The organism is Aquabacterium sp. A08, assembly GCF_011742065.1.
The window spans coordinates 1-22,306 of sequence record NZ_JAAQQT010000703.1; the positions used below are offsets into that span (position 1 = coordinate 1).

The 22,306-nt window shown below is 62.9% G+C and carries 23 protein-coding genes; 14 read left to right on the forward strand and 9 right to left on the reverse strand.

Annotated features, from left to right (window positions below):
* A partial coding sequence (locus HA630_RS21320) for a hypothetical protein (RefSeq protein ID WP_208300043.1) occupies nucleotides 1–430 on the forward strand: 430 nt, incomplete at its 5' end.
* A 6-nt stretch (nucleotides 431–436) separates the two neighbouring features.
* Here HA630_RS21320 and HA630_RS21325 read toward each other — a convergent pair.
* Both HA630_RS21325 and HA630_RS21330 read right to left on the reverse strand, forming a co-directional pair.
* Entirely contained in the window at nucleotides 437–751 is a 315-nt protein-coding gene (locus HA630_RS21325) for a BON domain-containing protein (protein ID WP_166834154.1), read from the reverse strand.
* Nucleotides 752–840: 89 nt separating this feature from the next.
* Nucleotides 841–2,316 (reverse strand): RNB domain-containing ribonuclease, encoded by a 1,476-nt coding sequence (locus HA630_RS21330; protein WP_166834156.1) that lies wholly within the window; start codon nucleotides 2,314–2,316, stop codon nucleotides 841–843.
* Between the two features lie 131 nt (nucleotides 2,317–2,447).
* Between HA630_RS21330 and HA630_RS21335 the strand changes: the two genes are divergently transcribed.
* Together HA630_RS21335 and HA630_RS21340 are read left to right on the forward strand one after the other, a co-directional pair.
* On the forward strand, nucleotides 2,448–2,657 hold the full coding sequence (locus HA630_RS21335; protein ID WP_166834158.1) for a hypothetical protein: 210 nt from the start codon (nucleotides 2,448–2,450) through the stop codon (nucleotides 2,655–2,657).
* A 34-nt stretch (nucleotides 2,658–2,691) separates the two neighbouring features.
* Complete coding sequence (locus tag HA630_RS21340; RefSeq protein WP_166834160.1) at nucleotides 2,692–2,874, forward strand: hypothetical protein; 183 nt, start codon at nucleotides 2,692–2,694, stop codon at nucleotides 2,872–2,874.
* Between the two features lie 300 nt (nucleotides 2,875–3,174).
* Here HA630_RS21340 and HA630_RS21345 read toward each other — a convergent pair.
* The 4 genes from HA630_RS21345 to HA630_RS21360 form a co-directional block, all read right to left on the reverse strand.
* Nucleotides 3,175–4,271, reverse strand: a protein-coding gene (locus tag HA630_RS21345; RefSeq protein WP_166837590.1) for an IS3 family transposase whose coding sequence is annotated in 2 segments (ribosomal slippage) — nucleotides 3,175–4,019 and nucleotides 4,019–4,271 — 1,098 coding nt in all. Because the reading frame shifts where the segments join, the coding sequence is not laid out codon by codon here.
* Nucleotides 4,272–4,569: 298 nt separating this feature from the next.
* The gene (locus HA630_RS21350) at nucleotides 4,570–6,129 is read right to left on the reverse strand and encodes an FAD-dependent oxidoreductase (protein WP_166837592.1); all 1,560 of its coding nucleotides are present in this window, start codon (nucleotides 6,127–6,129) and stop codon (nucleotides 4,570–4,572) included.
* A 20-nt stretch (nucleotides 6,130–6,149) separates the two neighbouring features.
* Complete coding sequence (locus HA630_RS21355; RefSeq protein ID WP_166837594.1) at nucleotides 6,150–6,728, reverse strand: twin-arginine translocation signal domain-containing protein; 579 nt, start codon at nucleotides 6,726–6,728, stop codon at nucleotides 6,150–6,152.
* 21 nt (nucleotides 6,729–6,749) lie between these two features.
* Entirely contained in the window at nucleotides 6,750–8,210 is a 1,461-nt protein-coding gene (locus HA630_RS21360) for a benzaldehyde dehydrogenase (RefSeq protein ID WP_166837595.1), read from the reverse strand.
* A 247-nt stretch (nucleotides 8,211–8,457) separates the two neighbouring features.
* Between HA630_RS21360 and HA630_RS21365 the strand changes: the two genes are divergently transcribed.
* Nucleotides 8,458–10,368: a sigma-54-dependent Fis family transcriptional regulator gene (locus HA630_RS21365; RefSeq protein ID WP_166837597.1), complete on the forward strand. Its 1,911-nt coding sequence runs from the start codon at nucleotides 8,458–8,460 to the stop codon at nucleotides 10,366–10,368.
* A gap of 173 nt (nucleotides 10,369–10,541) precedes the next feature.
* Here HA630_RS21365 and maiA read toward each other — a convergent pair whose 3' ends face one another.
* A complete protein-coding gene (gene maiA / locus HA630_RS21370; RefSeq protein WP_371809319.1) occupies nucleotides 10,542–11,168 on the reverse strand; it encodes a maleylacetoacetate isomerase in 627 nt (208 codons plus the stop codon).
* A 427-nt stretch (nucleotides 11,169–11,595) separates the two neighbouring features.
* Here maiA and HA630_RS21375 point away from each other — a divergent pair, with 427 nt between their 5' ends.
* From HA630_RS21375 to HA630_RS21410, 8 genes are all read left to right on the forward strand, one after another.
* A complete protein-coding gene (locus tag HA630_RS21375) occupies nucleotides 11,596–12,234 on the forward strand; it encodes a peroxiredoxin (RefSeq protein ID WP_166837599.1) in 639 nt (212 codons plus the stop codon).
* A 75-nt stretch (nucleotides 12,235–12,309) separates the two neighbouring features.
* On the forward strand, nucleotides 12,310–13,206 hold the full coding sequence (locus HA630_RS21380; RefSeq protein ID WP_166837601.1) for an MBL fold metallo-hydrolase: 897 nt from the start codon (nucleotides 12,310–12,312) through the stop codon (nucleotides 13,204–13,206).
* A gap of 8 nt (nucleotides 13,207–13,214) precedes the next feature.
* Nucleotides 13,215–13,502: a DUF3817 domain-containing protein gene (locus HA630_RS21385; protein ID WP_166837602.1), complete on the forward strand. Its 288-nt coding sequence runs from the start codon at nucleotides 13,215–13,217 to the stop codon at nucleotides 13,500–13,502.
* A 287-nt stretch (nucleotides 13,503–13,789) separates the two neighbouring features.
* A complete protein-coding gene (locus HA630_RS21390) occupies nucleotides 13,790–15,205 on the forward strand; it encodes a c-type cytochrome (protein ID WP_208300207.1) in 1,416 nt (471 codons plus the stop codon).
* A 2-nt stretch (nucleotides 15,206–15,207) separates the two neighbouring features.
* Nucleotides 15,208–16,431 carry a hypothetical protein gene (locus tag HA630_RS21395; RefSeq protein WP_166837604.1) on the forward strand — a complete coding sequence of 408 codons (1,224 nt, stop codon included), beginning with the start codon at nucleotides 15,208–15,210 and terminating at the stop codon, nucleotides 16,429–16,431.
* Between the two features lies 1 nt (nucleotide 16,432).
* The gene (locus HA630_RS21400; RefSeq protein WP_166837606.1) at nucleotides 16,433–16,846 is read left to right on the forward strand and encodes a cytochrome c class I; all 414 of its coding nucleotides are present in this window, start codon (nucleotides 16,433–16,435) and stop codon (nucleotides 16,844–16,846) included.
* The gene (locus HA630_RS21405; RefSeq protein WP_166837608.1) at nucleotides 16,843–18,249 is read left to right on the forward strand and encodes an NAD(P)/FAD-dependent oxidoreductase; all 1,407 of its coding nucleotides are present in this window, start codon (nucleotides 16,843–16,845) and stop codon (nucleotides 18,247–18,249) included. The genes HA630_RS21400 and HA630_RS21405 overlap by 4 nt, the downstream gene beginning before the upstream one ends.
* Before the next feature lie 176 nt (nucleotides 18,250–18,425).
* The gene (locus tag HA630_RS21410) at nucleotides 18,426–19,058 is read left to right on the forward strand and encodes a c-type cytochrome (protein WP_208300208.1); all 633 of its coding nucleotides are present in this window, start codon (nucleotides 18,426–18,428) and stop codon (nucleotides 19,056–19,058) included.
* On the opposite strand, the gene HA630_RS21415 is transcribed toward HA630_RS21410, so the two are convergent.
* Together HA630_RS21415 and HA630_RS21420 are read right to left on the reverse strand one after the other, a co-directional pair.
* Entirely contained in the window at nucleotides 18,997–20,001 is a 1,005-nt protein-coding gene (locus HA630_RS21415) for a hypothetical protein (RefSeq protein WP_166837612.1), read from the reverse strand. The two genes, HA630_RS21410 and HA630_RS21415, sit on opposite strands and share 62 nt — an antisense overlap.
* Before the next feature lie 357 nt (nucleotides 20,002–20,358).
* Entirely contained in the window at nucleotides 20,359–21,465 is a 1,107-nt protein-coding gene (locus HA630_RS21420) for a PQQ-dependent sugar dehydrogenase (RefSeq protein ID WP_208300209.1), read from the reverse strand.
* A gap of 67 nt (nucleotides 21,466–21,532) precedes the next feature.
* Between HA630_RS21420 and HA630_RS21425 the strand changes: the two genes are divergently transcribed.
* Both HA630_RS21425 and HA630_RS21430 read left to right on the forward strand, forming a co-directional pair.
* Nucleotides 21,533–21,943 (forward strand): hypothetical protein, encoded by a 411-nt coding sequence (locus HA630_RS21425; RefSeq protein WP_166837584.1) that lies wholly within the window; start codon nucleotides 21,533–21,535, stop codon nucleotides 21,941–21,943.
* A 14-nt stretch (nucleotides 21,944–21,957) separates the two neighbouring features.
* Nucleotides 21,958–22,176 carry a hypothetical protein gene (locus tag HA630_RS21430; RefSeq protein WP_166837582.1) on the forward strand — a complete coding sequence of 73 codons (219 nt, stop codon included), beginning with the start codon at nucleotides 21,958–21,960 and terminating at the stop codon, nucleotides 22,174–22,176.
* Nucleotides 22,177–22,306 lie beyond the last annotated feature (130 nt).

A 22,306-nucleotide genomic window follows, 5' to 3' on the forward strand; every position in this document is an offset into this window, starting at 1 on the left:
CAAAGAACTGCCCAAACACGCTGCCTTGGCATTGCTGGTTCATCTGGACCAGCCGCCCGCCAACCTGGCGAAGCTGAACATGGTTGAACAGGCGATACGCGCGCATTTCGAGGCATCAACGCAGTCAACACAGGCACAGCTGCGCGACCTTTTCAAGCGTGGGCGCACCAGTCTGATGATCGGTCTCGCATTCCTGTCTGCGTCCATTGGCGTGAGCCAATGGCTCGGCAACATTTCTGGCGCCAGTCTTCACGCCATGCAGATTCTTCAGCAGAGTGTCGTCATTGGCGGTTGGGTCGCCATGTGGCGCCCGATGGAGATTTTTCTGTACGACTGGTGGCCTGTGGCAGCGCGCATCCGCCTGCTACGTCGGCTTTCAGGACTCAAGGTAAGGGTAAGCGTGCGTAGCGCAGATCAACCTAGCGTTTGACAGACCTTAGGGACGAACGGCGATGTAGTTGATGACGCTTTTGGCACCGGGGGTTGCGCGTGCAATCGCCTCGGCGCGGGCTTTTTCTTCGTTGCTCTTGGCGAAGCCGGACAGCTGGACAGAACCACGTAGCGTCTCAACGCTGATGGACAGCGCGCTCACCACCTTGTCTTCAGCAAACCTGGCCTTGACGCGGGTGGTGACAGTGGCGTCGTCAACGTACTCTCCAACGGTGGACTGGTCACGCGATACGGCGCAGCCTGCGAGTGTGAAACCCATCACGCACGACAAGACCCAAGCACCCAGCGAATGACGGTTCATGGCGTTCTCCTTGAGACAACAAGCGGTCTGTCATTACACGCCTTTCTTCCAGCGCTGGCAACCAAGGCCGCCGCACGGGTGAAAGCAAGTCATCTGTGTGCCAAGACGAAGTCAATGAACCCGCGTTCCACCGAAGTGGAAACCAGCTTGACCTGTACCAATTCACCCAGATGGATGGCGGTGGTGACGCCTCGGATTCTTCCCTCCGCAGGCGGCTCGAAGATGCGCACCCAGACCCCCTTGTCGCCCGCCCCGGTGACCACACCGGCAAAGACCTGCCCGATGTGGGAGTGCAGCAGCAAGGCGGCCTCGGACTTCCGAACCTGCCGCTCCACCTTTTGCGCCGCGTCTTCCTGGGTGGTGCAGTGGCTCGCCAGCTCCCCCAGTTCTTCGTCTGTGTACGCCGGGGGTGCGTCGGCCAAGGCCGCCTTCAACAATCTTTGGGTGATCAGGTCCGGGAAACGCCGGTTGGGTGCGGTGGAATGCATGTAGTCCTGCACCGCCAGGCCAAAGTGGCCAATCGCTGGCGCGCCGGGCCGTTCGAGCGCATATTCGCCCGACCCCATGAGCTTGACAATCACCAGCGACAGATCGGGAAAGCGCAAGGGGTCGGCACGGTGTTGTTGTGCCAGGAAAGCCTCCAGGGCCTTGCCATCCGGCTGCCGAGGCAGGCTCGTGCCGTACTGGTGTGCAACCTCAACAATACGCTGCCACCGTTCCGGAGACCGAACCACCCGCCGCAACGAGGCCATGCCTCTGTCAGCCAGGAACCGGGCGGTACAGCCGTTGGTGGCGATCATGAATTCTTCGATCAACTGCCGGGCGCGGTTTTGCGGTTGTTGCCGTATCGCGGTGATGCGCTCGCCTTGAAACAGCGCCCTGGGCTGGAAGGTTTCAAACTCCAGCGAGCCCTGCGCGCGGCGCAACACCCTCAGTTTCTGGGCCAGGTCGTCTTGCCAACGCAGTTGCGAGCTCAGGCCCTCAACGCGGCGGGCAGGCTCAGGCAACTCGCCTTCACCCTCGATCCAAGCCGACACCGCGTCGTACGCGAGCTGTGCCTTGTTGCGCACCATGGCCCGGTAGATGGAGGAACTGGTCAAGATGCCGTCATCGCTGAACAGCATCTCAACGACAACGGCCAACCGGTCTTGTTGGGGGTTCAGCGAGGTCAGGTCGGTGCACAGGCGCTCGGGCAACATCGGAAAGATCCGCGCCGAGGTGTACACCGAAGTCGTGTTGTGGCGCGCGTGCGCATCGACCGGCGTGCCCTTTTTGACCAAGGCATCGACATCCGCAATGGCGACGAACAACCGCATCTCCCGATGCTTCACTGCTTCTATGGCGGTCAGTTGATCCAGGTCCCGGGAGTCGTCATTGTCGATAGAGCACCACGGCAGGCCGCTCAGATCCCGGATACGGGAATCCTTCTCCATCGCTGGACTGCTCAGTCGTGCCAATTGTTTGTGAACGTCGCTGTGGAACTCCGGCTCCAGGCCCCGGCTGAACATGGCCCACGAGGCGATCGTGGCCAGGCTGGTGCGGTGATTGGACAACGCTTGGCGCATGGTGTGTTCTCCGGCGGTGAACTTGCATTCTGCGCCTGTGGTGGGCTGCTGAGTTTGCATGTGCCCAACATTTGATGTACGGTGTATTCGGACGACGCCGTCGTCCCGCCCCATCAGCCCAGGAGTTTTTCATGAGCAAGAACCAAAGCCCCGCAGACAAGCAGGAACCCCACACGGGCAAGGTGTCCAACGACACCAACAAACAAGGTGAGCAAGACGCAACGCAACTGAATCAGGGACACCGCACGCCGCAGAGCCGCAGTGATCGTGAAAGTCAAGTCGGGGGAGGCAACCAGTCGCAGTCCCGCCGAGGTACCGTGGGTGGTGATCACGGCCGTTAAGCCTCGTTCAGTTTTCTACAACCAGGGTATTCAGATGGCCACCACAAACAATGCGCCGGTTGACACTTCTTCGCCCCCCCAGCATCAGACTGAAGAGATGTTGTCTGCGATGGAAGGAAAGTTGGATAACCTGGAAAAAAAGCTGGACCAAGTCATTGAACTTCTGAGGCAGCTCACCATGCAGGGCGATCAAAAGAAGCGCATTCCTTGGGAGTGAATCTGTTTTTAGGCCAGCAAGATGCACTGCGATAACTGTAAGTTCTGGAATCCCAAAGACGCCGTTTCGGAGCATGGTGTCGGGCTGTGCCACAGGTTTCCGCCACAGCCATTGCCCGCATGGCCAGATGTTTCAAGTGCCAAGTACAACCCGGCGGCTTGGGCCTTCCCCATCACGGCCCCGACCAATTGGTGTGGTGAGTTCATTCCCAAGTCTGAGGGCCTCGCGGATTGAACATCCCCTGACCCGCGCGCACTGCAGAGTTGAAGTCCCTGAAGTCCCCTCGAATTCCTGAGCCAGTCAGAAGTAGAGGTTGGGGAATTGTTTCACACGGTACTCGACCGGAGGGATTCGGCCGAGGGCTTCATGGGGTCGATGGTGGTTGTAGCGGTGTAGCCAGTCGGCAGTCATGTCGCGTACTTCCTTGAGCGAATCGAACACGTAGCAGTCCAGCACCTCGGTGCGGTACGTCTTGTTGAATCGTTCGACATAGGCGTTCTGGGTGGGTTTGCCTGGCTGGATGTGGTTGAGAGCGATGCCCTTGGACTGAGCCCATTTGGCTAGTGCATCGGCAATGAACTCGGGGCCGTTGTACAGGCGTATCGACAGTGGAGCGCCGCGCACCTCCACCAGCTCGTTCAAGGCCCGGATGACGCGGGCTGCAGGAAGGCTGGTATCGACCTCGATACGCAGCCCCTCCCGGTTGAACTTGTCGATGACGTTGAAGGTGCGGAATCGCCGGCCCGACCACAGGGCATCGGACATGAAGTCACAACTCCAGTTCTGGTTGGGCTGGCTTGCCGCCTCCAGCGGCTGTTTGATGCGCGCTGGAAGCCGTTTCTTGCCACGCCTCGGCAAGTTCAGCCGCAACTCGCAATACACGCGCCAGAGCACTGTCTTGCCCCAGGGCTTGCCTTGGTGGCGGGCGCTGTCGTACAACAACCCAAAGCCATGGCGCGGGTTCAGCGCCATGTAGGCCTGGATGAAGCTGATAACCCCGGAGTCGTCGCGCGCAACGGACCGGTAACGCAGCGTCGAGCGGGCGATACCGCTGGCCTGGCAAGCTCGGCGCTGACTCATGCCGTGCTCGGTCACCAAGGCTTGAACGACCATCTCGCGGCGCTCCGGGGTCAGAGCTTTCGGTCAACGACATCCTTGAGCGCGTGGTGCATCAGCGCCAGGTCGGCGTACATGCGCTTGAGCTTGGCGTTCTCGTCCTGCAATTGGCGAAGCTGGGCCAGGTGCGAGACCGTCATGCCCGAGAACTGGTTCTTCCACTTGTAGTACGTCGGCTCGCTGATGCCGTGCTTCCTGCACGTCTCACCGACCTTGGCGCCCAGCTCGACCTCCTTGAGGATGCCAACTATCTGCGCTTCGCTGAATCTGGATTTCTTCATGTAGAGACTCCGTGGGGTTGGATTCTCTACTTCCAGTTGGTTCAGGTTTTCAAGGGGACTTCAGCTTTACCTCCATTGAGATGTCTGTCAAAAAACATTATGGTGAACCATGACGGGGCGTGGACTAGGCAGATAGCCACGCCCCGTGGGGCGGGTCCGATACGGTGCTTGAAGCAAGGGCCAGCATTTCCTGAGGGAATGCCGGCCCTTATTTTTTAGCTTGGTGAAGGGACTGCAGGCTTTTTGTCGGCGTTGAAAGGATAGATTTTTTAACAACAAGGGAGTGTCAACGTCATGACTAGGCCTTACGCGTCAACATCTGCTCACAAACGTAGTGGGCCAGTGCGTACACCGTCTCGGACGGGTTGTAACCAATCGAGGTGGGCAGCAGGCTGGCATCCACCACGTACAGGTTCTTCACGTCATGCGTTTCTCCGTAGGGGTTGACAACCGACTTCTTCGGATCGCGTCCCATGCGGCAGGTGCCCTGCGGGTGGAATGAGGTGTACTTGTAGCGAGCCGGCTCGTTCTTGAGGGCACCGATCACTCGCTCCACGTCCTCCACGCGGTCGATGCTCGAAATGTGCGATGTGGGCAGATAGAGCTTACGTGCCCCCGAGGCGAAAAGGATCTTGGCGGTGGCGATCAGGCCTTTTTTCATGGCCTCGAAATCCTCATCATCCACGGTGTAGTGGATGTCCTTGTGGCCATCTTTCCAGCGGACTTCACCTACGTTCTTGTCGTGAATCAGGCTGATGAGCCGGATGGTGTTTTTGTACCCCGACATGTAAGCCACGTAGGGCTTACCGGTACCAGGCTCGGCCGAGAAACCTGCCTCCACCGGCTCCTGTATTGCGTTGAGCAGGATGTACCCGCCCTTCTCAGGCAGGGTGTTCTGGTCCATGTAGAGCGAGTGGGTCGCGCCATGGAAGTCGTTGACCTCGAATGGAAACTCGGCCGTGACCGACAGGGACGGATGGCAGGCAAAGTTCTTGCCGACCTGCCCACTGCTGTTGGCCAGTTGACTTTTCTGAAGCAACAGCGGCGTCTGAATCGGACCTGCTGCCATCACCACCAAGGGGGCATCCACCTGCAGGTCGGCTTTCTTGCGGCCGGTGCCAGGCTCAATCATTTCGGCTTTCACCCCGCTCGCCTTGCCGTTGCTGGCCAGCACTTCGGTCACACGGGTATCGGCGTAAATCGTGGCGCCGTGCGCCACCGCCCAAGGAAGATAGGTCACCAACATCGACTGTTTGCGATCGCTCGTGCAGCCACTGAAGCAGAAGCCAGTGATCGCACAGTCCTTGATGTTGCGCCGAGCCTTGCCCAAGGGGTAGCCCACCTTGTTCATGCCCTGGGCAATCAACTCCGCACCGGCACTGGTTTCGTTGGGCTGCACGGTGCGGATGTGCAGGTTGCGCTCGACCTTCTCAAAAATAGGCTTCATGCGTGCCGGCGTGAGGTTGGTCAGCCCAAACTCTTTGGCCCACAGCTTCAGGTAGTAATCGGGCGTTCTGAAACACAGCGCTGCATTGACCACGGTGGAGCCGCCCACACAGGCGCCCTGCAACACGGTGATGTCCCCGTGGCTGTTGCTCTGGCCACCATGGTCCTGGTACAGCATCCCCATGGCCACGGCCAGCATTTCCGGGAACTTCTCCGAAGGGACATAGGGCCCTGCTTCCAGCACGATGACCTTCTTACCCGCTTTGGCCAGTTCGTAGGCGGCGATAGCGCCCCCCGCACCCGAACCCACGATCACAGCGTCGGCTTTGAGGTGCAGTTGTGCGTCCTTGATGTCCGAAGCCTGGGTGACCTTGAGGCCCTGTTTGGCCACTTTGATGATGTGCTTGCTCATGTTGTCTCCGTTGCGATCGCTTATTTGGTGGGCAGAGGTGCGTTGCCCAACGACACCAGGCCATTGCGCTTGGTGATGGGCCCGTCATAACCCAGCGGAGGCCAGGTTTCGGGGTTGGCCCAGTACGACAGTTGCACCAGTTTCTTCAACCCGGCAGCCAAGGCGCGGTGTGGGATCTCCGGAGCATTGCCCCAATCGTCGAGGAAACGGGTGGCCTGGGCGGCATCGAGCTCCACGAAGGTCTTGCCGAACGCAGCTTTCGGGCCGTCGTTGAAGTAGGCCACCCCGCCTTTCAGACCGGCCAGAATGTGAGGCTCCATCGTGCCCAGCAGCGCTGCGTCCAGGGTTTGCAGCAAGACGTCTGCTTTCCAGGGGGTGAGGATGCTGCCTTCCACAGGCAAAGTCACCTGGGCCACGCGATGGAAGACACTGGCCTCCGTCGGGTTGATCGAGTTCAGCGTGGCGGCTTGGACCAAGCCAGCGCCACCTGCACCGGACAGCGCCACCGCAGCGCTCGCAAATTTCAGAAAGTCCCGGCGTTGCAGGCCGCCAATCAAGTTCAATGCCCGATCCAGTGGGGGGTGTTGCTCGTTGTCCATCTTGTCTCCTTGTCGTTGAAATCAGAAGGGGTAAACGATGGGTTTGTCCAACACGCTCACCCATTGGCTTTGGGTGAACTCGTCGATGTTGGCCGGCCCGCCGAAGCGGCCACCGTTGCCGGAAGCGCCCATGCCACCGAAAGGCACCTGAAACTCATTGTTCACCGTCTGGTCGTTGATGTGAATCATGCCGGTGTGGAGTTGGTTCGCCAGCGCCATGGCCCGGGAAATGTTGCTGCTGTGGATGGCTGCGGCCAATCCGTAGGGCGACGCATTCAGCAAGGCCACCGCCTCCTCGTCGTTGTCAAAAACCGTGATCGGTGCCACGGGCCCGAAGATTTCTTCGCTGAAGGCAGGCATGTCGGGAGTCACGCCAACCAGCACGGTGGGCGGGAAGAACAAACCATCGGCCGTCCCCCCTGTGAGCACGTTGGCACCTTGCCGAACACTTCGATCCACAATGTCCTTGACCCGGTCGCATTGGCGCTGGTTGATGAGCGGCCCAAGGTGCGCTGGGCCCGCGTGGGGATTGCCCACATACAAGGCCTTGGCGCGCTGGGTCAGTTTTTCGGCGTAGGCTTGGGCCACACTGCGGTGCACCAGATGCCGCCCAGCCTGCATGCAGATCTGGCCCTGGTGCAGGAAAGCGCCCCAGGCACCGTTGGAACTGGCGGCATCCAGGTCTGCGTCGTCCAACACGATCAGGGCGTTGTTTCCCCCCAGTTCCAGAGCCACTTTCTTCAGCAAGCCGCCACAAGTGGCCCCAATGCTTTTGCCCACGGCGGTCGAGCCGGTGAAAGAGATCATCTCCACCAGAGGGTGGCGCACCAAAGCGTCACCGGTGTCGGGGCCACCCGGCAACACATGCAGCACGCCTTCGGGCAGGCCTGCGTCCGCAAACAGTTGAGCGATCATTTGACCACCGGTGATGGCGGTTTGCAGGTCGGGCTTGAGAATGACGGCGTTACCCAGAGCCAGCGCTGGAGCCACCGAACGCATCGCCAGCAGCAATGGAAAGTTCCAGGGTGCGATGACACCCACGGTGCCTATCGGAACACGGCGCCACAAGTTGGTACGCCCCGGCATTGACGACGGGAACAACTGGCCGTTGGGCTGCATGGGCAGGGCGGCGGCCATCAACAACTGTTCGTAGGTGGCGTGCAGTTCCCACTCGGCCTTTGGTCCGATCGAGCCGCATTCGCGGATGTTCCATTCGTTGACCTCATTGGCACGGCCTTTGAGCAGCAAGGCTGCCTCCCGCAGAACCGCCGCTCGTTGATCGAATGGTGTGTTGGCCCAAACGGTGCGCGCTTGATGGGCACTGCGTGCTGCGCGATCCACATCGGCGGCATTGGCCAATCCGGTGGATCCGATCACATCACCCGTGGCGGGCTCTCTCACCTCTTGACAGCCACCGTCAGCCTGTACCCAGCCCGTGCTGTAAACCATGCCAGACCATGCTGCCTGAACGTTTTCCTTCATTGTTTGTCTCCTTGCGTTGGCGGATCTCAAACCGTCTCACTGCCGACGTAAGTGCAATTCATGTGCCATTGACGCCCAGTATCGATTTGCGGGTTACTGGCAAAGGGTTAACCCCGATTTCAGCCACCAAAACATGCACTAAATTTCATTTTGTTGTTGTCTGATAGCCTGAAATCCTTCTTCACTGAGATTTCCAGTCTCACCGTGAGACGGCATGTCTCAATATGCTTGTCCCCAAAAATCCTTCATGAACCGCTCGTCCCCAGTCCCATTGACAGCGCATGCAATCCAGATGCGCTATGCGCCAGAGCGCATCTGGACAGCACGTGAGCGTTACTTTGACCAAGGGTTGGTGCCCTCAGAGTTGCTCAACCCGCTTGTGATTCAATCTTGGGAACGTTGTCGACAACTGGGGCGTGGCCCCCATGAGCACGTCGAATTTGATCCGGTGGAGCGGACTAAGCTTGCTTCATTGCTGGAGTCTGAGCATGACTGGCTCGACATAGCGCAAACGGAACTGAACAGTCTGTCTGCGGCTATTGCCGGCGCCGGATATGTGGCCATGCTGACCAACGCGGCCGGGGCCGTGCTTGCCGTGACAGGAGCGCTGGACAAACGCAGTAAACCTCTGCGGTGGGCCTTCCGCCCTGGCGTGGATGTGTCGGAGCGATCGATTGGCACCAGCGCCATGGGCATCGCCCTGGCAGAGCGTCAAGCGGTGAGCATCCAGGGTGGTGAACACTTCTTCGCCAACAACCAGTTGTTCCACTGCTTCGCAGCGCCGATTTTTGATCCTCGCGGCGTCTTGCTTGGCTGTCTGGACGTAACTTGCGATGCCCCGGGGTTCTCCAACAGTGTGCGGGTGCTGACCATGGAGTGCGCAGCCAAGATTGAAAACCGGTTGTTCGACCGCCACTCGACCGATGTACGGGTGGACTTTGAGGCTGGCTCACTGGCCAGTATCGCGTTCGACCAAGACGGTGTATTGGTTGCGACCAGCAGCGGAGCCCGACGACTGATCGACATGCCCGTGGTGCCGAAGTCTTGCACTTTTGAAGACCTGTTTGAAGGCCGCTTTGAACATTGGGCTGCGCAAGTGCGGCAGAGCAATGTCAAGCAACCGTCCCTACACCTGCGTGGAGGAGTGCAACTGGCGGTACAGCGCGTTCAAGCCAATCGTTCTTTCAATACCGTAGGCACCGGGGCACGAACTGCCTCAGCGCGTGAGGATCAAGTGGAGGCGCACCACTTCCGCTTACCCAGCGACCCGACTTTCAGGGCCCACTTTGCTGTAGCCCTGAAGGCACACAGCGCCAACGTACCTGTTCTGATCAGTGGCGAAACTGGTACAGGCAAAGAGATCGCTGCCCGAACATTGCATGCACACGGTGATCGAGCCAACGCACCCTTCGTGGCATTGAATTGCGGTGCACTGCCGGCGGAGCTGATCGCCTCTGAGTTGTTTGGCCATGCGGAAGGCGCTTTTACCGGAGCGGCCAAAGGCGGTCGAGTGGGCAAGATCGCAGCGGCCCATGGCGGCACGGTGTTGCTCGACGAAATTGGCGAAATGCCTCTGGCTTTGCAAGTGGCGCTCTTGCGGGTACTGGACACGGGGGAAGTCCTGCCGGTGGGCTCTGCTCACGCCCGCCAGGTGGACGTCCGCTTTGTCTGTGCCACGAACCGAAATTTGGACGAGATGGTACGGACTGGCCAGTTCAGGGCCGATTTGTTTTACCGAATTTCAGGCTTGCGGTTGACGGTGCCTGCGCTTCGTGAGCGCAGTGACTTTGAGAGCGTGGTCGCTGGTGTCTGTGCCAAGCTCGGAGTGGATGCGTGTCGCATTGCACCTGACGCGCTCCAGCAAATGGCAGACTGGCCCTGGCCCGGCAACGTCCGCCAGCTTCAACACGTTTTGCGGCTGGCCTTTGCAGTTCACGACGATACTCCGCTGCTGGGTTTGGACGTCTTCAACCATTTGCTAGATGGTTTGGTCCTTGACGTACCAACCACCAGCACGACACAACACACCTCTGCCTCAGCGCTCAACCCAGTCGAAGAAGCGCTGCAGCGATGCGGTGGAGATGTGGCCGCCGCAGCCGCAGCACTGGGTATCAGTCGTGCAACCTTTTACAGACGCCGTAAAGCATTGCAGGCTTGATAGGCAAACTACAGTTTCGGCGCCTTGCTTGAATTAATCATCCACAGCACTCTGTGAATTCTGGATAGATGAGTCCGTTGGATGCAAGCCCCGGACAGCAGTGAATTTTCATTCACAAAGCCGCTTCAATGGCAACCTTCACCCAGTAAGGGCCACAGCAGAGCTCAGACAGCTCAGGCGGCGTCGGGCTGTTTCCCGGGGGCCGCGTCGGCAAAGGCGGGCAGGGCCAGGCAGGCGGCCTCCATCTGCTGGATCAGCGGCCAGCGGTTCAGGTCCACCTGGAAGCGGCGGGCGCTTTCCACCTGCGGCACCAGGTAGCAGTCGGCCAGCGTGGGCGTGTCGCCGAAGCTGAACCGGCCGCGCTGCGTGTCGGCGGACAGCAGGGCTTCGTAGGCGTCAAACCCGGCGCCGATCCAGGTGCCGCACCAGGCGTTGATGGCGGCCTCGTCGGCGCCGAACGTCTTGCGCAGGTACTCCAGGATGCGGCGGTTGTTGACCGGGTGGACGTCGCAGCCGACGATGGCGGCGAGTGCGCGCACCCGCTGGCGGCCGCCGGCGTCGGCCGGCAGCAGCGCGGGCGTGGGGTACTGTTCCTCCACGCCCAGTGCGGCAACGGCACCCAGGCCACCCATGGCGCGCAGCCAATCACGGCGCGAGGTGTCCAAGGCATCGGCTAAAGGTGTTGGGTGGGGTCGTGGTGTGTGGTCCAAGGTGGTCTCCTGGTGTTCAACGCCTATGCCTGGTACGAGCCGATGCCCAACTGCTGAGCGGACAGGTTGCCCGGAAAGTGGCGTTTTCATGAAGCTAACAAAGGCTGACCCACTCAGGCTTGACCTGCGTCAAGGCACTCCAAACGCGGGTTGCTGCTCAAGCCTTGAACCATCTTACCCCCAGGGGTAATAAAATTTGATAATTGTGTAAATTAGTCTCCCTTGGTTCAAGCACCGACCGATGGCAAAAAGACGCTGCATGAGGCCGACGACTGGTTGGCCGCGATCAACCACAGGGGGCTTGTACCGCACCGTGGACGGATCGCTACAGGTGACGACCCAGGAATGGGCACCCAGGCGTGTCCGGCAGGCTATGACGGCCATAGCCAATCCCAACGGCTGCATTGATTTTTGTCATGAGAGGAGCAAGATTGATAGCTCAAACTTCATTCATCAACGCAGGGCAATGCCCCTCCGGTTGATGACCCACCTTCCACTTTTTCCAAAGGAGCCCCTCATGACCACCCCCACCGGCCTGCCCCGCATCAACGAACCCGCCCCGGCTTTCTCCGTCAACTCCACCCACGGCGTGCGCAGCCTGGACGACTACAAGGGCAAGTGGCTCGTCCTGTTCTCGCACCCCGCCGACTTCACCCCGGTCTGCACCACCGAGTTCATCGCCTTTGCCAAGGCCGCCGACCAGTTCAAGTCCATGAACTGCGAACTGCTGGGCCTGTCCATCGACAGCATCTACTCTCACCTGGCCTGGATGCAAAGCATCCAGAACAACTTTGGCGTGGAAATCCCCTTCCCCATCATCGATGACATCAAGATGGAGGTGGCCCAGGCCTACGGCATGATCCACCCCGGCGCCGCCGACACCCAAGCCGTGCGCGCCACCTTCTTCATCGACCCCGAAGGCAAACTGCGCGCCATGGTGTACTACCCCATGAGCAATGGCCGCTCCATCGACGAGTTCGTGCGCCTGCTCACCGCCATGCAGACCAGCGACGCCAACAAGATCGCCACCCCCGAGGGCTGGACCCCCGGCTGCGACGTGATCGTGCCCCCGCCCAAAACCCCGGCCGCCATCGCCGCGCGCAAGGGCGAAGGCTACGCCATGAAAGACTGGTACTTCTCCACCAAGTCGCTCTGATCGCGCCCAGCGGCACGCCCGACAGGGCGTGCCGCCTGCGCCCCGACCTGCCCCCTCAACGCCTCTGGAACTGCCATGACCCCCTCCTCTCGCATGCAGATCGAGTCGCTGTACGACCCGGCGACGTCCACCTTCAGCCACATTCTGTGGGACCAGTCCAGCGCCCAATGCGCCCTCATCGACAGCGTGCTGGACTTCGACCCCCACAGCGGCCGCACCGACACGCGCAGCGCCAACCGCCTCATCGACCGCGTCAGCGAATTGGGCCTGCAGGTGCAGTGGCTGCTGGAAACCCATGTGCACGCCGACCACCTCTCGGCCGCGCCTTATCTGCAGCGGCGACTCGGCGGCCAACTGGCCATTGGGGCCCACATCACCACGGTGCAGAGCGTGTTTGGCAAGCTGTTCAACGCGGGGACCGAGTTCGCACGGGACGGCAGCCAGTTCGACCGGTTGCTGCACGACGGCGACACCCTGCGCGTGGGGTCGCTCACGCTGCGCGCCCTGCACACCCCGGGCCACACGCCGGCGTGCATGACCTATGTGGTGACCGACCACAGCGTGGACCCGGTGCGCCAGGCGGCGTTCGTGGGCGACACCCTGTTCATGCCGGACTACGGCACTGCACGCTGCGACTTCCCCGGGGGCAGCGCGGCGACGCTGTACCGCTCGATCCAAAAGGTGCTGAGCCTGCCGGAAAGCACCGAGATTTACCTGTGCCACGATTACCCGCCCCCGGGGCGCGAGCCACGCTGCGTGACCACCGTGGGCGAACAACGGCGGGCCAACGTACACGTCCACGCGGGGGTGGACGAAAGCGCCTTTGTCGGCATGCGCGAGGCGCGCGACGCCACCCTCGCCATGCCCCAGTTGATCTTGCCCTCGGTGCAGGTCAACATGCGCGCGGGCCAAATGCCGCCTCCCGAGGACAACGGCATCACTTACCTCAAAGTGCCGGTGAACGCGCTGTGAACACCGCCATGCGACGCTTGCGCCTGGCCTCCTGGGCCGAAGGTGCGACCCTCCTGGCGTTGCTGCTGGTGGCGGTGCCGCTCAAACGCCTGGCCGGCTGGCCCGAGGCTGTGAGCGTGGTTGGCCCCCTGCACGGGGCCGCTTTCGTGGTGTACAGCCTGATGGTGCTGCAACAGGCCCTGGCGGGTCGCCTCAACAGCGGCGACACCTTGCGGTTGTTGGGCGCCGCCCTGGTGCCCCTGGGATTTCTGATGGTGCGCGGGGTGTTTCGCCGCCGCTGGGGCTGCAACGACTGAGCACCACCGGCCCCCGCGTTCGCACCACGAGGGCACAACCCACGCCGAGATACATACCCAAGTATTTTCAGCCCCGAGCCAGGCGCGTTGACATTTGTCAAGTCGTTGTTTTTAAATGCTTTTATGATCCACAACGACGAAACGGCGAGTCTTGAACACAGACGCACAGCGGCTGCGACACACGCGCTTATCGGCTAAAACGCCTTGGCAATCCGGCCACGTCTTCCCACAGAAGTTCACCCGCATACCAACCTGGGGTATCTACCCCGCCTAGCAGAGATCGCCCCATGGACATGATCGGTTTGTACCCCACCTGGTTCGAGCCTGGCGTGGGCAGCGGATGGATCGTTGGCATCATCGCCACGGTGCACGTGCTGTTCTCACACACGTCGGTCGGTGCAGCCATCTTTTTCGCCTTTCTGGTGAACCTGTCCCACCGCCACCAAAAGCCCCAGTGGCTGGACTTCGTGCGCCGCTACGGCCTGTTCCTGCTGGTGTTCAGCTACGTGCTGGGCTCCATCACCGGGCCAGGCATCTGGTACTCCACCACCGTGGCCAGTCCGCGCGGCATCTCCGCGCTCATCCACAGTTTCGTGTGGATGTGGGCCACCGAATGGGTTTTCTTCGTCATCGAGGTCGTCGGCGTCTACATGCTGGTGTACCTGGTGGGCAAAATCGACGTCAAAACCCACACCCGGGTTTCCATCATCTTTGGCCTGACCTCGTACACCACCATGCTGGTGATCGTGGGCATCCTGTCGTTCATGATGTGGCCAGGCCAACCCGAGGCCTGGACCGCCCAAGGCGGCGTGCTGAACGCGTTTTACGGGCCCAACATGTTTGCGCAACTGGCCATGCGCACGGCGTTCATGTTCACCATGACGGCCGTGGTCGGAGGCATCGTCGCCGCCCGGCTCGACGACCCAGACGTGCGGCGTGACATGACGCGCAAACTGGCCTGGCTGGGCATCGCCTCCACCCTGGCAGGCGCGGCCATGTTCCAGTGGTACCTGGGCACACTGCCCGAAACCGCTGAAGTTATCCTGGAAAACCGCTTGCCCGAGCGTTTTCCGGCGGTGCTGTTGTCGGTGCTGCTGGGCACGCTGGCCTACTTTGTACTAACACTGGTGCAGCCTCGCGCGCTGGTGGCCAGCGGCGCGGCGGTCATGACGGTGGCGATCCTGGTCTTCGGGCTGTGGCCGGAGGAAGTGGCCCGCGAATCCATACGCAAGCCCTGGGTGGCGGGGCAGTACGTGTACTCCAACCAGGTCATCGGGCGCGACGTGCCAGGCATCGGGGTGCGGTCCGAAATCCCCACACTGGAAACCCACGGCTTCTTGAAAGCCCACGTGTTCACACCGCCGAACCTGCGTGCCGTGACAGATGCCAACCGGGTGGAGGCCGGTCGCTTCCTGGCCCTGGCCACCTGCGCCAACTGCCATTCGCTCAGCACCACCGGCATGCGCCCCTTGGGCAATTACTTCGGCCTGGACCCGAACGAGCCGGGCGCCATCACCGAAATGGCCCACTACCTGCAGGCCGCCGTCTCCGCCGGCAACACGCTGTACATGCCGCTGATTCCCCTCAACGACGCCGAGGCACAGGCACTGGCCACATACATCGCCACGCTCAAGGGCTGGCGGCCCGACACCGCGCGGGTGCAAACGGCAGCCGCGCCTGCTGCCCCACACGCCAAGGAATGAACATGACCCCCGAAATGCTGCTGGCCCTGCGCGACCCCGCCGGCCTGCCTTCACACCCCCTGGTGTTTCTGCTGCTGGGCGTACTCACCTTTGCCCTGCACATGGCCGCGGTCCAGGTCATGCTGGGTGCCGGCGCACTGACGCTGCGCGGCGCCTTCAGCCACGACGCCCAGTGGCGGCGGCTGGCACAGGCCATGCTGACCACCTCCAAAATCGCCGTGTCGGTGGCCATCGTGCTGGGCGTGGCGCCGCTGCTCTTTGTGCAGGTGGTGTACGACCCGTTCTGGTACACCTCCAACGTCCTGTCGGCGTGGTGGGTGATCGGTTTCATCGTGGTGCTGATCGCCGGCTACCTGGCCATGTACCTGTTCTACTGGAAAAACCACGACCTGACACAAGCGCCCACGCGCGGCGGCTGGTGGATGGTGATGGCCCTGGCCTTGCTGCTGGCGGTCGGCTTCATCGTGCACAGCCTCACCTACCAGGCGCTGTTCCCGGAGCACTGGCAGGGCTGGTATGCCCCCCAGGGCGTGGTGGACCCCAGTGGTCAGCGCCTGCGCCTGTGGCACCTGCCGCGGTTTGCCTTCTTCATCGCCTTGTCCGCCCCCATCGTTGGTGCCTGGCTGCTGGGTTACAGGCGCTACCTGCAGGGCGCCCTCGAAAGCGACGGGGCCTACCTCGCCTGGTTGCGCCAGTTGGGACAGCAATGGCTGGTCCGTGGCGGTGCCGTCGCCGCGCTGCTCGGCCTCCTCTGGATGCTGACCCTGCCGGAAAAAATGGCCTGGTTTGCCACCTCCCCCTACGCGTTGCTGTCCTTGCTGACCTTGCTGGGGGTCATGGCCACGCCGCTTTGGCTGGGCCGCCGTCTGGACCAGGGCCTCTGGGGCTACGCCGTGTTTGCGCTGGCCGTGGTGGCACTGCTGGTGGTGGGCGCCGCCCGGGAATTGCTGCGCTACCTGACCCTGGCGGGGTCCCACGGCTACGACGCCCTGGGCTATCGCGTTCAAATGGACTGGTACAGCACCCTGTTGTTCTTCGGCACGTTTGGCGTGCTGGGCGGCACCGTGCTGGCCTATTTCCTCACGGTCAGCTGGCAAGCCGGACAGACCCGGGGCACCTACAGCCCGAGCCCGGCCGTGCAGCGCCTGGGGACCTGGTCGATTGCCCTGCTGGTGGCGTGGACCGTGCTGTATTTCGCCGTCGGTTTTTATGTGGAGGCCCGCTGACATGAACCCACCCATGCCCTTTCGGCGCACCTGGGTGCGCGTGACCCTCTGGGGCGTGTGCCTGGCCGTCGCCGGCACCGCCGCCGTGACCGGCTTGACCCGCGCCTTGGCACAACCGCCCGCCCCAGCCGCCAGCCCCGCCCGACCGGCCAGCCCCGCGGTTTCGGGCGCCACCATGGCCCACAGTTGCGCGGCCTGCCACGGCACCTTCGGCCGGCTCGGCGACGAAGCCTTCGCCCCGTTGGCGGGCATGCCCGCGCCGCAGTTCATCGCCAGCATGACCGAGTTCCGCGACGGGCGCCGGCCGTCCACCTTGATGGGGCACGTGGCCGAAGGCTTCACCGACCCCGAAATTCGCGCCATGGCCGATTTTTTTGCCGCCATTCCCGCCGTGGAAGAAGGAGTCCGCCCATGAACACCAACGATCGGAACCGGCTGAGCCGCCGTGGCTGGCTGAAGCGGGCCGCCACCGGCGCCGGTGCCGCCACCTTGCTGACCAGCCCGCTGGGCCTGTGGGCCCAGGCCCAGGTTCAGGGCCAAACCGGCCCCGTGCGGGGCAGCGGTGCCCGCATTGTGGTGGTCGGTGGCGGCGTGGGGGGCGCCACCACAGCCAAATACCTCAAGCTGTTTGATCCCTCGTTACAGGTCACGGTGATCGAGCGCAACCCGGTCTACATCCGGCCCTACGGGTCGTCCGAAGTGCTCAACCGACACATCGGCATGTCTGACCTGGAAGTGCGTTACGACACCTTGCGCGACCGTTACGGCATTCGCTTCGTGTTCGACACCGCCACCGGACTGGACCCGGTGCGGCGCGAGGTACTCACCGCTGGCCGCCAACGCGTGCCGTACGACCGGCTGGTGGTGTCACCCGGCATACAGCTGCAATACAGCGCTTACGCCGGCTACAGCGAAGCCGTGGCCAACACCCAGGTGCCTTCGGGCTGGATCGCCGGTCCGCAAACGGCCCTGCTGGCGCGACAACTGCAGGCCATGCGCCCCGGTGGCACGTTTGTGCTGGCGGCCCCGCCCAACCCATACCGCTGCCCGCCCGGACCCTACGAACGTGTGGCGCTGATGGCTGAATGGTTCCAGCAGCACAACCCCACGGCCAAGATCATCCTGGTGGACCCCAAGGACAGCTTCGTCACCGACGAAACCATGCTGTTGGGCTGGAACCGCCTGTACGGCTACAACCCGCCGCCGGATTACGCCGCCAAAATGGGCCAGAAGGTCGAACTGCGGCGTCACCCCGACGGCGGCATGATCACCTGGGTGCGGGGCAAAGACGGCGGCCGCCCCCTGAAACTGGACGCCAAGGGCCTGCGGCTGGAGACCGAAGCCGACAACTTCCGGGCCGACGTCATCAACATCGTCCCCCCCATGAAGGCCGCATCGGTGGCGTTTGACCTGGGACTGACCGACGCCAGCGGCTGGTGCCCGGTGGACCGCCGCACCTTTGCGTCCACACAGGTCGATGGTGTGCACGTGATCGGGGACGCCTCCATCGCCGATGCCATGCCCAAATCCGGCTTTTCGGCCAACACCCAGGCCAAGGTGGTGGCCCGCGCCATCGTCGAAACGCTGGCGGGGCGGCCCGCGCCGGAGCCGCTGTGGGAAAACACCTGCTACGCCCTGGCCGGCAAAGACTACGGCTTCTTCGTGGCCGACGTGTTCAAGGTCATCGAAGGCAAGATTGCGCGGGTCAACACCCGCGCCCGCTACCTGGCGCTGGATGCCAGCGCCACACAGATCAAGCTGGGAGCGCGCTACCAGCAGGCCTGGATGCGCACCTTCACCCAAGACTGTTTCGCCTGAGGACGCCCATGAAACCGAGAACCTTGACCTCCCACGTCCTTCGCGCTCTGGGCTGGGGCGCAGCGTTGGCCGGGCTGGCCGCACCGGCATGGTCCAGCGATCCACCCCAACCCGCCGCCTCAGGCTGGAACCCCGCGGCCTTGCGGCGCGCCCTCGGCGCCTTGCCGGCGGGCGACGTGAAACGCGGCGCAGCCGCCCACGACGCTTTCTTTTGCGCCTCGTGCCACGGCGCCCAAGGCGTGGCCCACACCCTGAACTGGCCCCACCTGGCGGGCCAGCGCGCCCAATACACCGCCAAAATGCTGCTGGACTACCAGCGCGGCCTACGGCGCGAAAACCAGCGGGCGGCCCTGATGCACGACGTCACCGTAATGCTCTCGCCGCAACACATCGCCGACTTGTCTGCCTACTACGCCAGCTTGCCCCTGCCCACCGGAGACAGCACCCCGCGGCCAGGCACCGCTGGCTGGTCACTGGTGTCGGGGCCTGTCGATGCGCTGTCCATGCGCGTGGGCACCCTGAAAACCACCTCCTTGGCCGCCCATCAACTGGTGCGGCAGGGCGACCCCCAGCGGCTGATCACGCCGTGCGCGTCCTGCCATGGCACCAGCGGCCAGGGCGGCAACCGCGAAGCCCCTGCCCTCGCGGGACAAAACCCCCTCTATTTCGTGCGCACCCTGCTCGATTACCAGTCGGGCGTGCGGGCCAACGACAGCCACCGTGGCATGCGGGTGTTCGCACACAAGCTCACGCGCACCGAGATTGAAACCCTGGCCGGCTACTACGCCGACCTGCCGAGCAAGCCCTGAGCGGTCCGCCTGAACGTCGCCACACGTCGAGCCCGAATGCTTCGCTGACGGCTGCGGTTGCCGCTGAGGTCATAGACTGGTAGCTTAAAAGCCCCCGTGAAAACCTGCCCATACGAAGAGCCGTCAGCCTGTAGAAGAGCTTGACCAGCGCCACCAGTTGCGCATGCTCCTCGGAAGTGCCCCAAGGCTCGAACAGGTTGCCGTGTGCAACCACGTTGCGAACCTTCCGCCACGCCTCCAGCTGTGCGCGGGAGATACGGCCTTCCTTCTCAAGCCGAGACAGGTAGCGCGCCGGCGACGGGTGATCCAGGGTCTTGATCCAGCCTTTCAGCCGGGTAGCGAGAAGTTCTTGGGAAACACCCGAGGCGAACGATTTCAAAGCGGCGACATCGGTGTCCGAGAAGTCAGCGGGCGCAGAAGCGAAAGCTGGGTCCAGCTTGATCAGACCCTCGATTGCGCTGGCCACGCACAGTGCGATCACCCAATGCGAGCCTGACATCCGGGCCTGTATTACCTCGTCGTGCAGGCGCGTGAGGTCGTTGGCCTCGAAGCCCGGATTTCCATCAGCGCCTCGATGCTTGGCTACGTAGGTGAGGTATGAGGCATAGAAGGCCCAGAACTCGGCAGCCGAGCGCACTTTCAATTGGCTCGCACACCCGCCCAGCGAGCGCGCGAGGGCTGGCGCTGTCCGGACCCAGACGATCGCCCGGCCATCGCTGAACTTCCGGGCGACCAGACGCGGGTAGATCAGTTGCCCCCGCAGCGCACGCAATGGCTCGGACAGCCAGTTCTCCAGGTAGGAATGGTTCAGTTCGTCGCTGGTACGAGCGCAGATCCACAGTTCGTTCCGCCAGGGCTGCGTCGTCGCCGTGATTTCAGCACCGAGCACCTCCGTCCGGTGTCTGCCGCCCTGGGTGCGCCAGCCAAGCTCGGTCGTACCCACGCGCGCCGTGTTGGTTATTACCTCAGTGAACGGCACGTCCGGCGATGGCGAATAGGCCAGCTCGACGCCGCTTACCCCCTCGTTGTGCCGGGAGTCGGTGAGAATCGAATTGCTCTCGCTCGCTTGGTCGACGATTCAGACGCAGCCTCTACATTCTTCCGTCTTGTACGGAGCGCGATCCTCTTGCAGGTCAAAGCGCAGGAATGCGCCCTGGTCGACAGCTCGAACGTCTGCCTCGAGGGGCTGAAGTTGGGCTCCGCTGCTTCGGCTTTGGGTCGGGAGCTGCCATCGGACGACCCGACTGCGATGGTCTGTAATCAGGCTTTTACGATCCTCCGACCCAAATCAGCTCCCCCCTCACAACCCCAACGGCACCACCCGCAGTACCCGCCCTTTCGGGCTGTCGGTCAGCAAGTACACCGCCCCATCCGGCCCCACCCTCACATCGCGCAGGCGTTCGCCCAGTTCCTTGAACAACACCTCCTGCGGGCCCGGCGTGCCGTTGCTCATGGGCACCCGGCGCACGCTGCGTTCAGCCAAGGCAGCCACCAGCCAGCTGTCGCGCCAGGCCGGGAACAGCGCGCCGTCGTACCACGCGAGTCCGGCGGGCGCGATGGACGGGGTCCATTCCGTCAGTGGCGGGGTGACGCCAGGCAGGCTGCGGTACGGGGTGATGCGGGCGTAGGTGTAGTCCACCCCGCCGGTGGTGATGGGCCAGCCGAAGTTGGCGCCGGGCGCGAGCCGGTTGAGTTCGTCTCCGCCACGGGCGCCATGTTCGTGTGCATAGGGCACGCCGTTGACCACCACCACGCCCTGCGGGTTGCGGTGGCCGAGGCTGTAAATCTCGGGCAAGGCGCCGTCACGGCCCACAAAGGGGTTGTCGGCGGGCACGCGGCCATCGGGCTGGATGCGCAGGAACTTGCCCAGGTGGGTGTGGTGGCGCTGCGCATCGGTGCGTTCCAGGTTGCCATCGCCCATGCCGAACAACAGGGTGCCGTCAGGCAGCCAGGCCATACGGCCACCGAAGTGCTGGGTGTCGGATTTGGCGGGGCGCGAAGTGAAGATGGGCGTCAGGTCCAGCAACTGGCGCCCGTCGAACCGCGCACTGACCACGCGCAGGTGGTTGGCCTTCGGCGTGCCGTGGGCGAACGACAGCAACAGCCGCCGGTTGTGGGCGAAGTCTGGGGCCAACAAGATGTCGAACAAACCGGCCTGCCCTTGCGCCAACACCGGCGGCACCCCGGCCACGGGCTCGGGGCGCAATTGGAAGCGACCCTCTGCCCCACGCTCGATCACGCGCAGCCGCCCCGGACGCTCGGTGACCAGCAGACTGCCATTCGGCAAGAAGGCCAGCGACCAGGGGTGTTCCAGACCGGTGGCCACGGTCTCGATGCGGTAGGGCACTGTCTGAGCCGAGGTGGCCATGGCCCACAGGCTCAGGAGCCAGGCAAGGAGGTATCTCATAATCACTTCGATGATCACCAGTGCCCGCCATGATGCCCCAACGCCCCGATGGACTCGGCGCGCGGGGGTGTTGCTGCTGGTCTGGGCGCTGGCGACAGTCTGGGGCTCGGTGGTTCAGACACGCTGGAACCTGCAAGCACTGGTGGATGCGGGGGTGAGCATTCCCGCCGGCACCTGGTGGCGGGTCATCGGGCAAGACTTGGTCGGCTTCGCCCCGGTTTACGGCGGCATCCTGGCCGCGGGCTGGTTGATCGCGTTTCCGGTGGCCAGCGGCCTGGCCCGCTGGTGGCCTGCGGGACGGACCGCCCTGCTCGCTTCGGCCGCGGGTGTGGGCATGGTGGCGGCGGTGCGGGCGGTGGACGCTGTGGCACCCATGCCGGTGTTCATTGACGCCACGCGGGGCCTGCCCGGGTTGTTCGCCATGGCCGCAGGCGCGGTGTTGGCGGGCGGGTTGTATGCCAGGCTCACCGCACGCTGAACGAAAGCTCTCGCATGAAGACGATAGACGAAATGCTGCACCTGGCGCTGCTGACCCCCGAGCAGCACCGGCAGATTGGGGCCTGGATCGCGCAAGCCGATTCGCCCGAGGCGATCCTGAGCATGCCCGCCGCGCTGTGGCAGGCGGTGGAGCGTGCCAGCGAGGTCATGGGCATCGACCAGGACCTGATGCGCCCGCCGGCGATGGACGCCGGCGGCCTGGTCTGTGACTGATGCCTCTGGAGGCCCCGTCTCACATCCGCAATTGGCGTCGCAGCAAAACCAGCGCTGCGCTCAGTCCTTCATATCGGTCTTCCGATCCGTAAGCCACACCCGTCAGGCTGTGTGCCAGCATCAGGTTCAA

What these genes read in the sequence shown, in the direction of transcription:
- HA630_RS21385 (WP_166837602.1), top strand. Translation starts at nt 13,215, where the DNA reads ATGCGACGCTTGCGCCTGGCCTCCTGGGCCGAAGGTGCGACCCTCCTG.
- maiA (WP_371809319.1), bottom strand. Translation starts at nt 11,168, where the DNA reads ATGAAAACGCCACTTTCCGGGCAACCTGTCCGCTCAGCAGTTGGGCAT.
- HA630_RS21405 (WP_166837608.1), top strand. Translation starts at nt 16,843, where the DNA reads ATGAACACCAACGATCGGAACCGGCTGAGCCGCCGTGGCTGGCTGAAG.
- HA630_RS21390 (WP_208300207.1), top strand. Translation starts at nt 13,790, where the DNA reads ATGGACATGATCGGTTTGTACCCCACCTGGTTCGAGCCTGGCGTGGGC.
- HA630_RS21360 (WP_166837595.1), bottom strand. Translation starts at nt 8,210, where the DNA reads ATGAAGGAAAACGTTCAGGCAGCATGGTCTGGCATGGTTTACAGCACG.
- HA630_RS21395 (WP_166837604.1), top strand. Translation starts at nt 15,208, where the DNA reads ATGACCCCCGAAATGCTGCTGGCCCTGCGCGACCCCGCCGGCCTGCCT.
- HA630_RS21400 (WP_166837606.1), top strand. Translation starts at nt 16,433, where the DNA reads ATGAACCCACCCATGCCCTTTCGGCGCACCTGGGTGCGCGTGACCCTC.
- HA630_RS21325 (WP_166834154.1), bottom strand. Translation starts at nt 751, where the DNA reads ATGAACCGTCATTCGCTGGGTGCTTGGGTCTTGTCGTGCGTGATGGGT.
- HA630_RS21365 (WP_166837597.1), top strand. Translation starts at nt 8,458, where the DNA reads ATGAACCGCTCGTCCCCAGTCCCATTGACAGCGCATGCAATCCAGATG.
- HA630_RS21375 (WP_166837599.1), top strand. Translation starts at nt 11,596, where the DNA reads ATGACCACCCCCACCGGCCTGCCCCGCATCAACGAACCCGCCCCGGCT.
- HA630_RS21330 (WP_166834156.1), bottom strand. Translation starts at nt 2,316, where the DNA reads ATGCGCCAAGCGTTGTCCAATCACCGCACCAGCCTGGCCACGATCGCC.
- HA630_RS21355 (WP_166837594.1), bottom strand. Translation starts at nt 6,728, where the DNA reads ATGGACAACGAGCAACACCCCCCACTGGATCGGGCATTGAACTTGATT.
- HA630_RS21430 (WP_166837582.1), top strand. Translation starts at nt 21,958, where the DNA reads ATGAAGACGATAGACGAAATGCTGCACCTGGCGCTGCTGACCCCCGAG.
- HA630_RS21335 (WP_166834158.1), top strand. Translation starts at nt 2,448, where the DNA reads ATGAGCAAGAACCAAAGCCCCGCAGACAAGCAGGAACCCCACACGGGC.
- HA630_RS21420 (WP_208300209.1), bottom strand. Translation starts at nt 21,465, where the DNA reads ATGAGATACCTCCTTGCCTGGCTCCTGAGCCTGTGGGCCATGGCCACC.
- HA630_RS21380 (WP_166837601.1), top strand. Translation starts at nt 12,310, where the DNA reads ATGACCCCCTCCTCTCGCATGCAGATCGAGTCGCTGTACGACCCGGCG.
- HA630_RS21340 (WP_166834160.1), top strand. Translation starts at nt 2,692, where the DNA reads ATGGCCACCACAAACAATGCGCCGGTTGACACTTCTTCGCCCCCCCAG.
- HA630_RS21350 (WP_166837592.1), bottom strand. Translation starts at nt 6,129, where the DNA reads ATGAGCAAGCACATCATCAAAGTGGCCAAACAGGGCCTCAAGGTCACC.